Source organism: Mesorhizobium sp. P2_A8, assembly GCF_056404935.1.
Map to the genome: position 1 here is coordinate 82,362 of NZ_JBFUDB010000007.1, position 13,133 is coordinate 95,494.

The window sequence follows — 13,133 nt, forward strand, 5'->3', positions numbered from 1 at the left end:
AAAGGAACAGGAACGATGAAAAAGGCACTGCTGCTGGGCACCACGGGGGTCGCGGTCGCCCTTGCCATGCTGGCTTTCGGATTCGTGGCCGGAAGCCCACAGATTGCCAAGGCCGGCACGGCGCAGCCCGTCCAGACGGCGGCGGCCGACACCAAGATCGACCGCACCGAGGTCGAAGGCATCATCCGCGACTATCTGCTGAAGAACCCGGAAGTGCTTCTGGAGGTTCAGGACGCGCTCGAGGCCAAGCAGAAGGAAGAGCAGCGTATCGCCCATCTCGGCGTGATCAAGAATGCCAAGGACCAGATTTTCAACTCCGCCTTCGACGGCGTTGTCGGCAACCCGAACGGCAAGGTCACCATCGTCGAGTTCTACGACTACAATTGCGGCTTCTGCAAACGCGCCATCGACGACATGCAGGCGCTGACCAAGTCCGATCCGGACCTGCGTTTCGTGCTCAAGGAATTCCCCATCCTCGGACCGGATTCGCAGAAGGCGAGCGTCGTCTCGATGGCCTTCCACCTGATGATGCCGGAAAAATATGGCGAGTTCCACAATGCGCTGCTCGGCGGCCAGGGGCGCGCCACCGAGGCGTCGGCGATCAAGATCGCGCTTTCGCTCGGTGCCGACGAAGCGACGCTGCGCGAGAAGATGAAGGACCCGTCGATTACCGAGGCGTTTTCCAAGACCTTCGATCTTGCCAACAAGCTCGCGATCACCGGCACGCCGTCCTATGTGGTCGGCAACGAGGTCGTGTTTGGGGCGCTTGGACAGGAAGTGCTGGCTGAAAAGATCGAGGCGGCGAAAGCCGCGCTCTGATTTTGCTCACGAGCATATTCGTCACGGGCACATTTCCGCCTGTTGTGGACAGTGAAAGAACGCACTTGCGCTCTTTTCGCAGGCGTCTATGCCCATTATAGAGGGCCCAGCGCGCCGGTTCATGTCGGCGCCGGGAAAGGTCGGCTTTTGAAAACGGTTTTCGTCCTGAACGGTCCCAATCTCAACGCGCTCGGCAAGCGCGAGCCGGGCATCTATGGCGGCAAGACGCTTGCCGCGATCGCCGACGACTGCAAGCAGGCCGGTACGGCGCTTGGGCTCGAGATCGATTTCCGTCAGTCGAATCATGAGGGCGACCTTGTCGACTGGATCCAGGAAGCTGGCGACAAGGCCGCCGGCATCGTCATCAATCCAGGCGCCTACAGCCACACCTCGATCGCTATTCACGACGCCATCCGCGCCATCGCGCCGCTGCCCGTCGCCGAAGTCCATCTTTCCAACATCCATGCGCGGGAACCATTCCGCCACGTGTCCATGGTCGCGCCGGTTGCGGTCGGCATGATCTGTGGCTTTGGGCCGCTCGGCTACACGCTGGCGCTGCAGGCGCTGGCCGCACGCCTATGACCGGCCAACAAACAGAAGGCTCGAAAATGTCGATAAAGAAGACCGGTGTTGACCAGCAGCTGATCCGCGATCTGGCGGGCATACTGAACGACACCAACCTCACCGAGATCGAGGTTGAACTGGGCGACCTGAAGGTGCGTGTCTCGCGGCAGGCACCGGCCGTTCACGCGATCGCGGCACCGCAGCAGACTTATGCGCCGTCAGCCGCCCAGCCCGCTGCCGCGGCAGCCCCGGCGGTGGCCGATGTATCGAAAAATGCAATAACCTCGCCGATGGTCGGCACCGCCTACTTGGCGCCGTCGCCGGACGCCAAGGCGTTCATCGAAGTCGGCCAGAAGGTCAAGGAAGGCCAGACGCTGCTGATCATCGAGGCGATGAAGACGATGAACCAGATCCCGTCGCCGCGCGCCGGCACGGTGACGGCTATCCTGTTCGAGGATGCGACGCCGGTCGAATACGGCATGCCCCTTGTCGTGATCGAATAGAGCGGGCCGGATGTTCCAGAAGATCCTCATCGCCAATCGCGGCGAAATCGCGCTCCGGGTGCTGCGCGCCTGCAAGGAACTTGGCATCCAGACGGTGGTGGTGCATTCGACCGCCGACGCCGACGCCATGCATGTGCGGCTCGCCGACGAGAGCGTCTGCATCGGGCCGCCGCCATCGCGCGACAGCTATCTCAACATTCACCAGATCGTCGCGGCCTGCGAGATCACCGGCGCCGATGCCGTGCATCCGGGCTACGGCTTCCTGTCGGAGAACGCCAAGTTCGCCGACATCCTGGCCGCCCACAACATCACCTTCATCGGTCCGTCCGGCGACCATATTCGCATCATGGGCGACAAGATCGAGGCCAAGCGCACTGCAAAACGCCTCGGCATTCCGGTGGTGCCCGGTTCGGACGGCGCGGTTACCGATGAAAAGGAAGCCAGGCGCATTGCCGGCGAGATCGGCTATCCCGTGATCATCAAGGCGTCGGCCGGCGGCGGCGGACGCGGCATGAAGGTGGCGCATACCGAGGCCGACCTTGAGGTCGCGCTGCAGACGGCGCGCTCGGAAGCCGGTGCTGCCTTTGGCGACGATGCCGTCTACATCGAGAAATACCTGGAAAAGCCGCGCCATATCGAGGTGCAGGTGTTCGGCGACGGTTTTGGCCGCGGCGTGCATTTCGGCGAGCGCGATTGTTCGCTGCAGCGCCGTCACCAGAAAGTCTGGGAAGAGGCGCCCTCGCCGGCCCTCAATGCCGAGGAGCGTGCGCGCATCGGCGGCGTCTGTGCCAAGGCCATCGCCGACCTCGGCTATTCCGGCGCCGGGACGATCGAGTTCCTCTACGAGAACGGCGAGTTCTATTTCATCGAGATGAACACGCGCCTGCAGGTCGAGCATCCGGTGACCGAAGCGATCACCGGCATCGATCTCGTGCACGAGCAGATTCGCGTGGCGTCGGGCGGCGGACTTTCGGTCAAGCAGGAAGACATCAAGTTCAACGGCCACGCGATCGAATGCCGCATCAACGCCGAGGATCCGCGCACCTTCACCCCCTCGCCCGGCACGATCTCCCACTTCCATACGCCGGGCGGCTTGGGCATCCGTGTCGATTCCGGCGTCTATTCCGGCTACAAGATCCCGCCCTATTACGACAGCCTGATCGGTAAGCTGATCGTGCACGGGCGCAACCGTGTCGAGTGCATGATGCGGCTGCGGCGTGCGCTGGACGAATTCGTCGTCGACGGCATCAAGACGACGTTGCCGCTGTTTCGCGATCTCGTCGGCAATGCCGATATCGCCAATGGCGACTACGACATCCACTGGCTGGAAAAATACCTGGCCAAGGAAGAGTAGTCCGGGGACGCGATGACCCGCCCCTACGCGCCCGGCTATCGCATCCCCACCGACCTGTTGCTCAAGGCCTATGCCTCGGGCGTTTTTCCGATGGCCGAAAGTGCCAGCGATCCGGAGGTGTTCTGGGTGCGGCCGGAAACGCGCGGCATCATCCCGCTCGATGGTTTTCACACGCCGAAAAGCCTCAGGAAAACGATCAAGAAGCATCCTTTCGACATCCGTTTCGACTTCGATTTCGAAGCCACGATCGATGGCTGTGCCGAAAAGCGCGAGGAGCGGCGGTCGACCTGGATCAACGCGCCGATCCGCGAAGCCTATGTGCAGTTGCACCGGATCGGGCATTGTCATTCGGTCGAGGCATGGCGCGAGGATCGGCTGGTCGGCGGCCTCTATGGCGTATCGCTTGGCCGGGTGTTTTTTGGCGAAAGCATGTTCGCCAGGGAAACGGACGCCTCCAAGACCTGCCTTTTTTATCTCGTCGAGCGGTTGAAGGCGCGAGGCTTTGCTCTGCTTGATACGCAATTCACCACCGAGCACCTCAAGCGCTTCGGCGCGGTCGACGTGCCGCGCGGCAAATATGAGAAGATGCTGGCCGACGCGCTGAAGGGTGAGGCCGTATTCTATCCCTGACGATCGAGTCCGTTTACTTCCTGGCCGCGGCTTCCAGCGGCGTCTGGGAATGGAACATCATCTTCCAACCATTGACGCGATGGACGTAGCCAGTGCTGACCAGTGCGGCGTAGGACTCGCCGTTCTCCCGCGTCGCCCGCGCCTCGTAGGTCAACATGATGATGTCGCTGCCGGGCTCGATTATTCCCTTGAGCTCGATGTCGAGATCGCGCCAGCGGTTGGGCTTGGTTGCGGTCTTGGCCAAATCCGCATTGTCCATCGCCTTGGCCATCTGCGGAAATGCCACCAGGCATTCGGTGTCGGCGTTGGCCGCATAGTAGGCCGCATCGCCCGTCCAGAACCCTTTTTCGAGTTCCAACAGCTCTTTCTTGCTGGCCGTGATCCGCTTGCTGTCTGACATCGGAAATCCTCCCTGCGCATAAAGGCGCGGTCGTCCGTGGCTCAACGCATGGTGGCCATGACGGTTCCGGGGGATCAGTTACTGTCGGTGGTGTCCGATTCCGGTTCCGTGGAATCGGGCTGTTCCACATCCGGGCTGGCTGCAGCGTCCGGCTCGGCCGCGGCGGGTTTGGCCGCAGCGGGCTTCGAGGCGTCGGCCTTGGCAGCGTCGGCCTTGGCGGCGTCGGGCGCCGGCACGTCCGACTTCTGCTTGCATTCCTTCAGCCAGACGTCATAGACGGCATGTTCGACGGCGTTGAGGCCAGGGCTTTCGGCGAACATCCAGCCGGTGAAGATGCGGCGGATCTTGCGGTCGAGCGTGATCTCGTCGACCTCGACGAAGGAATCCGTCTTTGGCTCCTCGGTCTGCGGCCGTGAATAGCAGACGCGCGGCGTCACCTGCAAAGCGCCGAACTGCACCGTCTCATCGATATAGACATCGAAGGTGATGATGCGGCCGGTGATCTTGTCGATGCCAGCGAATTCCGCGATGGGATTGGTGACGCGGTCCGATCCCGCCGGCGCCGCCGGCGCGGGTGCCGGAGCCGCCGGCTCAGGCGAAGCGGCAAAGCCCGAGGTGCTGACGGCAAGGCCGGCAGCTAGCGTCAGACCGCCCATCGATATTCGGTTGAAAAAACTCATCTAGGGATACCGGTGGTTCGCGCCCGGGTGATTCTCGTGATCGCCAAGGCTAGTCGCCGTTTTCTGATCAGCAAGCAGCTAAAGACCAATTGTGGCGATAAAGGACCGACCTGCACTTTGCGTCGTTACAACCCGGGGCCGTTACGACCCGGGTGTCCAGGCGTCATAATCGCCCGTCACCTGCGGGCGATGCTGATTGGTCAGCACCGAGCCTTTGGGGCGATAGGCCGCCGGGCTGCCGGTCAGATTGGGCTGATGCGGCTTCTGCCAGTCGCGCGCCTTGTAGTCCTCGCTGGACGGCGCGACATCGACACGGTGATGCATCCAGCCATGCCAACCGGGCGGTATGGCCGAAGCTTCCGAATAGTTGCGGTAGATGACCCAGCGGCGCGTGCGGCCTTCCGAATCGATGCCGCCTTCGTAATAGACATTGCCTGTCTCGTCCTGGCCGACCTTCTTGCCATGCCGCCATGTGTGCAGGCGCGTTCCCAACGTCTGGCTGTTCCACCAGGTGAAAAACTGCGTAAGGAAAATCTTCATTTCAGAACCCTCGCGCCGGCGGCGCCCGTTTCCTGCTTATGGCGTCAGGCCTTCGGGAAGGCAAGGGTTTTGCCACAGGCACCGTTGAAATGGCTTGCCTGAAACCCGACACAAGCCCGTGAACTTCTCGAACGCAGGGATGGCGCTTGCCAAGCCTTTGCGGTCTTTCTAAAGCTCTGCGCGCGCCCATGCGGGTATCCAGCCCGGCTGCAGGCCGAAGGAGGTGACGATTGGCCCCGGAAATGCCGACCACCGACATTCGCATCAGCGCCGACGCGATTCGCCGCCGCAAGGGCGGCACACCGATTGTCTGCCTCACCGCTTACACCTATCCAATCGCCCGTTTGCTCGACGGCCATGTCGACCTGCTCCTGGTCGGCGATAGCGTCGCCATGGTCCTGCACGGCCACAAGACGACGCTGGGTGCCTCGCTGGATTTGATGATCGCGCATGGGCAAGCAGTGATGCGCGGCTCGGCCAGGGCCTGCGTCGTCGTCGACATGCCGGCCGGCACCTATGAAGATTCGGCAGGACAAGCCGTTGCCTCGGCGCGGCGTGTGGTCGACGAAACCGGTTGCCAGGCGGTGAAACTCGAAGGCGGCGTCGACATGGCCCGGCAGATCGCCGCGATCGTTGCTGCCGGCATTCCGGTCATGGGACATATCGGCCTTCAGCCGCAATCGGTCGAAAAGGATGGCGGCTACAAGATCAAGGGCCGCACCGAGGAGACTGTTGCGGCGCTGGTTCGCGATGCGCTCGCGGTCGAGAACGCGGGGGCTTTCGCGGTCGTCATCGAAGGCACGGTCGAGACCGTCGCCGCCGACATCACCCGCCGCATCGCCATTCCAACCATCGGCATCGGAGCCAGCGGCGACTGCGATGGCCAGGTTCTGGTGATCGACGACATGGTCGGGCTCACCGTCGACCGGGTGCCGAAATTCGTCAAGGAATATGCCAACCTGCGCAGCGTGATCTCGCATGCTGCCGAAAGCTACGCAGCGGAGGTGCGAAGCCGGACATTCCCCGGCCCCAGCCATGTCTTTTCGGCCGCGACGGGCAAGGACAAGATATGAGCCGGCCCGTCGTCGTCGACAGCGTTGCCGCGCTCCGCGCGCAGATCCGCGACTGGCGGCGCGACGGCCTCCGTGTCGCCATGGTGCCGACCATGGGCGCGCTGCATGACGGGCACATCTCGCTGGTCAGGATCGCCCTCGAAAAAGCCGAGCGCTGCGTGGTGTCGATCTTCGTCAACCCGACGCAGTTCGCGCCGACGGAGGACCTCGACAAGTACCCGCGCCAGCTCGCCCGCGACCTCGACCGGCTGGGAATGGCAAAGGCCGACCTTGCCTTCACCCCGACGGTTGGCGAGATGTATCCCACCGGCTTTGTCACAAAAATCTCGGTCGGCGGCCCCTCCGCCGGACTCGAATCGGACTTTCGGCCGACCTTTTTCGACGGTGTCGCCACCGTGGTGGCAAAGCTTTTCCTGCAGGCAATGCCCGACTGTGCGATCTTTGGCGAGAAGGACTACCAGCAGCTTTGCGTCGTCAGGCAGCTCTGCCGCGACCTCGACCTACCCGTCGAGATCATCGGCGCACCGACGATACGCGATGGGCATGGTCTCGCCATGTCGTCACGCAATGCCTATCTCGGCGAAGCCGAACTCGACATCGCCCGCCAGTTCAACGTGATCTTGCGCGACACGGCGGCGGCTTTGGCGGCCGGCGCCGACCAGGCCGACGCAACCGCCGAGGCCAGCCGTGCCCTGATCGCGGCCGGCTTCTGCGCGGTCGACTATGTCGAGGCCCGCGAAGCCCTGACGCTCGCGCCATGGCGTCGCGACCGTGAAGGGCGCCTGCTCGCGGCGGCGTGGCTCGGCATGACCAGGCTGATCGACAATGTGGACGTTCCCTCCGCCTAGGTCGAGCTACCTCAATGCTCTTCGTCCGCCGCGCCTGACGAGCATTTGCCCGACGACGATCCCAACCACTCCGGCAAAGGCTTTCACAATTGCGTCGAGGAGGCGTGCGTGACGGCTGGGGTCGATGATCTGAAGCAATTCCAGAACGCCGGCGGTCGCAACCACGAAGATCACGGCTTGATACAGGCGATTCGGGAAGCCGAGTGCCACAGTGAAGCCCAGCAACACGTAAGCCAGGGCGCGCTCGACGTTCGCTTCGGCTATGTGTGGCCGCATCTGGATCGGCGACAAGGTTGCAAAAATGATGATGGCGAGCACCACCAGTGCTGCGATGCGGGACAGTTTGATCATGTTTCCTGCATATCCGTCGTAAGCGGGCACAGCAAACGCCGGGATGACGCATGCCAGGATGGGATCGATGGGAACCTCGCAGCCGATGCAGAGTGCGATTGGTTATGCCGCGCCGGCTGGAACGACAGCGGCAACTGGCCGGCGCTGATACATATCCCTTTGTTCGGGCCTATTCCTCGGTCGGCATGTGCAGATACATCGACTGGATGCCGACCCGACCGGGTCCGGTGAAGCGGTTGACGATGAAATTCATGCTGGCGCCGAAGAAGCCGCTCGACAGGCGGTCGATCTTGGTTTCCATCCTGACCGAGACATCCTTGAACAGCCAGCCACCCGGCTCTATGTCGATGGTCTCGCCAGCGGCGAGCGTTTTCTCGAAGACATTGCCGTAGCCGTGCAGCCAGACGATCCCGTCGCCGGCATCGCCACGAAACCGGTCGATGAAGAAGCCGCTCTGGCCGAACAGCATCGTCGCGAGACCACGCACGCGCTCGAAGGTGTAGTCGACATTGCCGGTGGCGGCGAGAAACTGGTGTTCGCGTACCTGGATCTCCTCGCCACGCCTGAGATGGATCGGCACGATGTGGCCTGGTCCGTCGCGGCTGAAGGCGATGATGCCCGCCCCCGACGCTTCGGTGACGAAGATCTGCATGCCGGCCATCATGCGCTTCAGCGCGCCCTTCAGCGACTTCAGACCGATGGTGATGGTGGAATTCTTCCACAGCAGGATGTGGTGCTCGAAATAGACAGGCATGCGGGTCACATCAACCGAAAGCACCGGCACTAGTTCGCCAGCAATATGATAGGTGACGCCACCAAAGGTTTCGTCCGACACCTGTGTCGGCATCAGTTCCGGCAAGCTCGGCATGGATACCCTCAGCGCCGCCTTGGATGCCGGTCCATTCCGGCTTCCGCGCGGTCAGCTTTGGTGCCGGACCCTTGGGTCGTCAAACGAAAACAGCCCTTTATCGGGCCGCTCGCGCGAAGGTGATCCAGACATATGCCGGCAGACGACGGTCAGCCGACAAGAGGCCTGCGGTAGACGAGCATCGGCTTTCCCGAGGTTTGTTCGCCGACATCGCCGGATCGCACGAAGCCGTTCGCCTCATAGAAGGCGATGGCGCGCGTGTTTTGCTCCTCCACCTCCAGACGGATGGCGCGCGCCTCGGGAAAACTCTCAATGACTTCATCGATGAGCATACCGCCGATGCCCCGCCCCTGCAGGTCCGGGAGCACGTAGAGCTGTTTGAGGACAACCAGTTTACCGCTGTCGATGCTTTCGGCAAAAGCCACGCCGCCAATGCGCTTGCCGTCATCGGCAACGAGGAACTCGCTGACCGGCTTGGTCAGCCGCACCTTCAGCGAGGCGATCGAATGCCATTCGTCGATGATCTCCGTGACCTTGGCGGCGCCGTAGATTCCGTCATAGGTTGCGTGCCAGGTTTCGACCAGCAGCGCACGAATGGCAGCGAGGTCGCGGTCCCCGGCGGTGCGGACGAACATGGGTTCTCTCTCCCGCTTATGTTGCGACGCGATTGCGTCTGAAATCGATTGCTGCAAGCAGCACGACCCAGACAAGAAGCACCATGCTGCCCGGCATGTTGGCCGCCATGGCAGTGCTGGAGAAACCGGTTGCCGCGATCGCGAAACCGCCGACCAGGACACCTACAGCGCCGGCGCCGCCAAGCAAGGACAGCCACAACGGACAGCGCTGGGCCTGATGCAGGGCGACGTTGGCGAGCAGAACCGTCAAGCCGAGCAGCATAGCGCTGATTGCGGCAAAGCCGACTTCGATCTGGCGCACCGCAAAGGCGGCGCTGAACAACGACGGCTTTGTCGCCGCATCGGCCATAGCCCAGGCATTGACCATCGCCTTCAACGCAATGCCGTCGACGGCCTGCAAGGCAGCTGCCGCTGCCAGCGATGCCGCGCCAAACAGGATCGTCAGAAGAGCCCAACCGCGAAGCGGGCCGTCGGACAGACGGCCAAGGATCAGCACCAGGCCGGCGACCATCGACAGGACGCCGGCAAGCTGAGCCATGTGGCTGAACAGCCAGATGGGGTCGGCGGCATATTCACCGAAGGCGGCAAGGGCGTCAGTCGGGTCCTCATGCATCGGATGCAGCGACGTGCCGACAAAAAGCAGCACGGCGCCGGCAATCAACAAAGCCGACGAGACGCTTGCCGGATTGCCCGGCTTCGCGTCTCGGCTCATTGATCGGCGATGCCGAGCTTGGCCTTAACGAGGTCGTTGACCGCTTGCGGGTTAGCCTTGCCGCCAGTCGCCTTCATCACCTGGCCAACGAACCAGCCGGCCATGCTCGGCTTGGCGCGGGCCTGTTCGACCTTGTCGGGGTTGGCGGCGATCACCTCATCCACGGCCTTCTCGATGGCGCCAGTGTCGGTGACCTGCTTCATGCCCCGGCTCTCGACCAGCTGGCGTGGATCGCCGCCCTCGGTCCAGACGATCTCGAACAGGTCCTTGGCGATCTTTCCGGAAATGGTGCCATCCTTGATCAGATCGATGACCGCGCCGAGCTGGTCGGGCGAGACCGGAGCGCTTTCAATGTCCTTGCCTGCCTTGTTCAATTGCCCGAGCAGATCGTTGATGACCCAGTTGGCGGCAAGCTTGCCGTCGCGACCGGCGGCCACCTTCTCGAAATAGTCGGCGATCGGCTTTTCCGAAACCAGGATCGAGGCGTCATAGGTCGACAGGCCGAGCGAAGCGATGAGCCGCGCCTTCTTGTCGTCGGGCAATTCCGGCAATTCCTTCGCCAGCGCATCGACATAGGCCTGGTCGAATTCCAGCGGCAAGAGGTCGGGATCGGGGAAATAGCGGTAGTCGTGCGCCTCTTCCTTGGAGCGCATCGAACGCGTCTCGCCCTTGACGGCGTCGAACAGCCGCGTTTCCTGGTCGATCTTGCCGCCGTCCTCGAGAATGGCGATCTGGCGGCGCGCCTCATAGTCGATGGCCTGGCCGATGAAGCGGATCGAATTGACGTTCTTGATTTCGCAGCGCGTGCCGAATTCACCGCCCGGCTTGCGCACCGAGACGTTGACGTCGGCGCGCATCGAGCCTTCGTCCATGTTGCCGTCGCAGGTACCGAGATAACGCACGATGGTGCGCAGCTTGGTGACATAGGCCTTGGCCTCGTCGGCCGAGCGCATATCCGGCTTGGAAACGATCTCCATCAGCGCCACGCCGGAGCGGTTGAGGTCGACATAGGACATGGTCGGATGCTGGTCGTGCATCGACTTGCCGGCATCCTGCTCCAGATGCAACCGCTCGATGCCGACCTCGATGTCCTCGAACTCGCCCTGGCGGTCGGGGCCGACCGAGACGATCACCGTACCCTCGCCGACGATCGGCTGCTTGAACTGCGAGATCTGGTAGCCCTGCGGCAGGTCCGGATAGAAGTAGTTCTTCCGATCAAAGACGGATTTGTGGTTGATCTGCGCCTTCAGACCAAGGCCGGTGCGGATCGCCTGTTTGACGCATTCCTCGTTGATGACAGGCAGCATGCCCGGCATGGCCGCATCGACCAGGCTGACATTGGCGTTGGGTGCTGCGCCGAATGCGGTCGAAGCGCCGGAAAACAGCTTTGCTTCGGAGGTAACCTGCGCATGGACCTCGAGGCCGATGATGATCTCCCAGTCGCCGGTGGCGCCCGGGATCAGGCGTTTTGCGTCGGGGGTACGGGTATCGATGAGGGTCATGGCGGCCTGCGAATTGCGGTGACTGAACTCACGTTTGAACGTGAATTTCACGTCAAACGTGGAAGTCATTCGCTAGTGCAAACCGCCAAAAGAGACAAGCGCAAAGCCGCAGGCTGGGAATTTCAGCGGCTTTCGTCCCGGCGCCGGCTCGAATGCGTCCGGTCCGAACTCGACAACAGGTAGCATTTGGCTCCGCCGGTCGGTGACCGGCCGGCGGTTCCTTTGCCGCTCAAGCGGTGGCGATGTATGCCCTGATCTCGTCGGCCTCGCGCTCGACGTCCTCGATACGGCGCTTGACCACGTCGCCGATGGAGACGATGCCATCGAGCATGCCGTCCTTTTCCACCGGCAGATGGCGGAAACGGCCCTTGGTCATGATCTCCATCACCTCGTTGACGGTGTGGTTCTCATTGCAGATCTTCACCTTCGGTGTCATTGCCGAACGCACGGCGATATCGAGCGCGGCTCCACCTTCCCTGGCAACAACCCGCACGATGTCGCGCTCCGAAAGAATTCCGACAATCTTGCGATCGCCATTGGTGATGACCAGCGCGCCGATCTTGTGTTCGGCAAGGATGCGGATGGCTTCGCTAAGTTTTTCGTTCGGCCCGAGCGTCAATACGTCATGGCCTTTTTTCTCGAGAATTGCCTTAACCGTCATGGCGTCCTCCTCTGCTTTGCCTGCCGGTTTCCTGCCCTGACCGGCCTTCACATAAGAGTGAACATCGTGCGCCGTGATCTGTTGCATTTCAAGAGCGACGGTCGGTGGTCTCCCATTCAGGCGGTTGCCATCGCCTGTCGAACCAGCGCAGTCCGAAGAAGCCGGCGACGAAGCCGCCAATATGGGCCTCCCAGGCGATCTGGCCGTCTACGCCCGGGGCAAAGCCGAGAAGGCCAGTGGCGAGATTGATGATCATCCACACGGCAAGGAAGATCACGACGCCGCGCGAGCGCAATACGATTGCGATGGGCAGCACAGGGCCGTCGAAGGCAGCCTTGCCGGCCGAGCGGTTGGTGCGGAAACCAAAACGCGCGGCAGCCGCCATCATGCCAGAAATAGCGCCCGATGCCCCGACCAGTGGCGCCTCTCCGTACGGATGCATGGCCCAATAAAGCACAACCGAAGCCAGCCCGGTCACGGCGAAAAATAACGCGAATCTGAGCGCGCCCAGGCGATTGGCCAACGGCGAACCGAAAGCGGCGAGCCAGACCATGTTGATGGCAATATGGGCAAAGCCGCCATGCATGAAGGCATAGGTGAAAGGGCGAGAGAAAAGAAACCAGTCGAAGCCGTATTGTCCGGTGTAGAGAACGGGGATGAAGGCCCCGTCGTAAAGCAGGGTCAGTTGCTGCGCATCGGTCAGCACGTACTGCTGCAACAGATAGACGGCCGCGCAGATGCCGATCACTGCCAGCACGACAGGTGGCAGATTGAACACCGGCTCGCGCCGCTGTTCGGGTACATCCTCGATCGGCTCTATTTCCGAGGGGCCTACCGGTTCGCTCATATGAAATTGCACTCAACCATGGGATTCGGGTTCGAGCATCTAGATCACCCCCGAACGAACCGCAAACGGCGAATCGCCCCACTGCGAATCAAAAAAAAGCCGTTCAAGGTTTCCCTTGAACGGCTGGTCGAGCCCCCTGCTCCCCC

17 protein-coding genes are annotated in these 13,133 nt (G+C 62.2%); 7 read left to right on the forward strand and 10 right to left on the reverse strand.

The window, feature by feature from the left end:
- Nucleotides 1-15: 15 nt before the first annotated feature.
- The 5 genes from AC1D10_RS20845 (at nucleotide 16) to aat (ending at nucleotide 3,870) form a co-directional block, all read left to right on the forward strand.
- A complete protein-coding gene (locus tag AC1D10_RS20845; protein WP_477275140.1) occupies nucleotides 16-819 on the forward strand; it encodes a DsbA family protein in 804 nt (267 codons plus the stop codon).
- Nucleotides 820-966: 147 nt separating this feature from the next.
- Nucleotides 967-1,401 (forward strand): type II 3-dehydroquinate dehydratase, encoded by a 435-nt coding sequence (gene aroQ / locus AC1D10_RS20850; RefSeq protein ID WP_379097334.1) that lies wholly within the window; start codon nucleotides 967-969, stop codon nucleotides 1,399-1,401.
- Nucleotides 1,402-1,427: 26 nt separating this feature from the next.
- The gene (accB, locus tag AC1D10_RS20855) at nucleotides 1,428-1,886 is read left to right on the forward strand and encodes an acetyl-CoA carboxylase biotin carboxyl carrier protein (RefSeq protein WP_477275142.1); all 459 of its coding nucleotides are present in this window, start codon (nucleotides 1,428-1,430) and stop codon (nucleotides 1,884-1,886) included.
- A 10-nt stretch (nucleotides 1,887-1,896) separates the two neighbouring features.
- Nucleotides 1,897-3,240, forward strand: a complete 1,344-nt coding sequence (accC, locus tag AC1D10_RS20860; protein WP_379097327.1) for an acetyl-CoA carboxylase biotin carboxylase subunit — start codon at nucleotides 1,897-1,899, stop codon at nucleotides 3,238-3,240.
- Nucleotides 3,241-3,252: 12 nt separating this feature from the next.
- Entirely contained in the window at nucleotides 3,253-3,870 is a 618-nt protein-coding gene (gene aat, locus AC1D10_RS20865) for a leucyl/phenylalanyl-tRNA--protein transferase (protein WP_477275144.1), read from the forward strand.
- Between the two features lie 13 nt (nucleotides 3,871-3,883).
- Here aat and AC1D10_RS20870 read toward each other — a convergent pair whose 3' ends face one another.
- From AC1D10_RS20870 to AC1D10_RS20880, 3 genes are all read right to left on the reverse strand, one after another.
- A complete protein-coding gene (locus AC1D10_RS20870) occupies nucleotides 3,884-4,270 on the reverse strand; it encodes a hypothetical protein (protein WP_477275146.1) in 387 nt (128 codons plus the stop codon).
- Between the two features lie 74 nt (nucleotides 4,271-4,344).
- Nucleotides 4,345-4,950, reverse strand: coding sequence for a DUF2155 domain-containing protein (locus AC1D10_RS20875; RefSeq protein WP_477275148.1), 606 nt, complete (start codon nucleotides 4,948-4,950; stop codon nucleotides 4,345-4,347).
- 141 nt (nucleotides 4,951-5,091) lie between these two features.
- Nucleotides 5,092-5,490, reverse strand: a complete 399-nt coding sequence (locus tag AC1D10_RS20880) for an NADH:ubiquinone oxidoreductase subunit NDUFA12 (protein ID WP_477275150.1) — start codon at nucleotides 5,488-5,490, stop codon at nucleotides 5,092-5,094.
- Nucleotides 5,491-5,732: 242 nt separating this feature from the next.
- Here AC1D10_RS20880 and panB point away from each other — a divergent pair, with 242 nt between their 5' ends.
- The gene (gene panB / locus AC1D10_RS20885; RefSeq protein WP_477275824.1) at nucleotides 5,733-6,563 is read left to right on the forward strand and encodes a 3-methyl-2-oxobutanoate hydroxymethyltransferase; all 831 of its coding nucleotides are present in this window, start codon (nucleotides 5,733-5,735) and stop codon (nucleotides 6,561-6,563) included.
- Nucleotides 6,560-7,411, forward strand: coding sequence for a pantoate--beta-alanine ligase (gene panC / locus AC1D10_RS20890; RefSeq protein ID WP_477275152.1), 852 nt, complete (start codon nucleotides 6,560-6,562; stop codon nucleotides 7,409-7,411). The genes panB and panC overlap by 4 nt, the downstream gene beginning before the upstream one ends.
- 6 nt (nucleotides 7,412-7,417) lie before the next feature.
- Here panC and AC1D10_RS20895 read toward each other — a convergent pair whose 3' ends face one another.
- The 7 genes from AC1D10_RS20895 to AC1D10_RS20925 form a co-directional block, all read right to left on the reverse strand.
- Nucleotides 7,418-7,762, reverse strand: coding sequence for a VanZ family protein (locus AC1D10_RS20895; RefSeq protein WP_477275154.1), 345 nt, complete (start codon nucleotides 7,760-7,762; stop codon nucleotides 7,418-7,420).
- Between the two features lie 169 nt (nucleotides 7,763-7,931).
- Nucleotides 7,932-8,630: an AIM24 family protein gene (locus tag AC1D10_RS20900; protein ID WP_477275156.1), complete on the reverse strand. Its 699-nt coding sequence runs from the start codon at nucleotides 8,628-8,630 to the stop codon at nucleotides 7,932-7,934.
- A gap of 149 nt (nucleotides 8,631-8,779) precedes the next feature.
- Entirely contained in the window at nucleotides 8,780-9,265 is a 486-nt protein-coding gene (locus AC1D10_RS20905; RefSeq protein WP_477275158.1) for an N-acetyltransferase family protein, read from the reverse strand.
- Nucleotides 9,266-9,281: 16 nt separating this feature from the next.
- Nucleotides 9,282-9,977 carry a hypothetical protein gene (locus AC1D10_RS20910; protein ID WP_477275160.1) on the reverse strand — a complete coding sequence of 232 codons (696 nt, stop codon included), beginning with the start codon at nucleotides 9,975-9,977 and terminating at the stop codon, nucleotides 9,282-9,284.
- The gene (gene gatB / locus AC1D10_RS20915; protein ID WP_477275162.1) at nucleotides 9,974-11,479 is read right to left on the reverse strand and encodes an Asp-tRNA(Asn)/Glu-tRNA(Gln) amidotransferase subunit GatB; all 1,506 of its coding nucleotides are present in this window, start codon (nucleotides 11,477-11,479) and stop codon (nucleotides 9,974-9,976) included. Before gatB ends, AC1D10_RS20910 begins: the two co-directional genes overlap by 4 nt.
- Before the next feature lie 229 nt (nucleotides 11,480-11,708).
- Nucleotides 11,709-12,140, reverse strand: coding sequence for a CBS domain-containing protein (locus tag AC1D10_RS20920; protein ID WP_184870665.1), 432 nt, complete (start codon nucleotides 12,138-12,140; stop codon nucleotides 11,709-11,711).
- Nucleotides 12,141-12,228: 88 nt separating this feature from the next.
- Complete coding sequence (locus tag AC1D10_RS20925; RefSeq protein ID WP_477275164.1) at nucleotides 12,229-12,987, reverse strand: rhomboid family intramembrane serine protease; 759 nt, start codon at nucleotides 12,985-12,987, stop codon at nucleotides 12,229-12,231.
- Between the last annotated feature and the right edge of the window lie 146 nt (nucleotides 12,988-13,133).

What these genes read in the sequence shown, in the direction of transcription:
- AC1D10_RS20845 (WP_477275140.1), top strand. Translation starts at nt 16, where the DNA reads ATGAAAAAGGCACTGCTGCTGGGCACCACGGGGGTCGCGGTCGCCCTT.
- accB (WP_477275142.1), top strand. Translation starts at nt 1,428, where the DNA reads ATGTCGATAAAGAAGACCGGTGTTGACCAGCAGCTGATCCGCGATCTG.
- accC (WP_379097327.1), top strand. Translation starts at nt 1,897, where the DNA reads ATGTTCCAGAAGATCCTCATCGCCAATCGCGGCGAAATCGCGCTCCGG.
- aat (WP_477275144.1), top strand. Translation starts at nt 3,253, where the DNA reads ATGACCCGCCCCTACGCGCCCGGCTATCGCATCCCCACCGACCTGTTG.
- AC1D10_RS20870 (WP_477275146.1), bottom strand. Translation starts at nt 4,270, where the DNA reads ATGTCAGACAGCAAGCGGATCACGGCCAGCAAGAAAGAGCTGTTGGAA.
- AC1D10_RS20875 (WP_477275148.1), bottom strand. Translation starts at nt 4,950, where the DNA reads ATGAGTTTTTTCAACCGAATATCGATGGGCGGTCTGACGCTAGCTGCC.
- AC1D10_RS20880 (WP_477275150.1), bottom strand. Translation starts at nt 5,490, where the DNA reads ATGAAGATTTTCCTTACGCAGTTTTTCACCTGGTGGAACAGCCAGACG.
- panB (WP_477275824.1), top strand. Translation starts at nt 5,733, where the DNA reads ATGCCGACCACCGACATTCGCATCAGCGCCGACGCGATTCGCCGCCGC.
- panC (WP_477275152.1), top strand. Translation starts at nt 6,560, where the DNA reads ATGAGCCGGCCCGTCGTCGTCGACAGCGTTGCCGCGCTCCGCGCGCAG.
- AC1D10_RS20895 (WP_477275154.1), bottom strand. Translation starts at nt 7,762, where the DNA reads ATGATCAAACTGTCCCGCATCGCAGCACTGGTGGTGCTCGCCATCATC.
- AC1D10_RS20900 (WP_477275156.1), bottom strand. Translation starts at nt 8,630, where the DNA reads ATGCCGAGCTTGCCGGAACTGATGCCGACACAGGTGTCGGACGAAACC.
- AC1D10_RS20905 (WP_477275158.1), bottom strand. Translation starts at nt 9,265, where the DNA reads ATGTTCGTCCGCACCGCCGGGGACCGCGACCTCGCTGCCATTCGTGCG.
- AC1D10_RS20910 (WP_477275160.1), bottom strand. Translation starts at nt 9,977, where the DNA reads ATGAGCCGAGACGCGAAGCCGGGCAATCCGGCAAGCGTCTCGTCGGCT.
- gatB (WP_477275162.1), bottom strand. Translation starts at nt 11,479, where the DNA reads ATGACCCTCATCGATACCCGTACCCCCGACGCAAAACGCCTGATCCCG.
- AC1D10_RS20920 (WP_184870665.1), bottom strand. Translation starts at nt 12,140, where the DNA reads ATGACGGTTAAGGCAATTCTCGAGAAAAAAGGCCATGACGTATTGACG.
- AC1D10_RS20925 (WP_477275164.1), bottom strand. Translation starts at nt 12,987, where the DNA reads ATGAGCGAACCGGTAGGCCCCTCGGAAATAGAGCCGATCGAGGATGTA.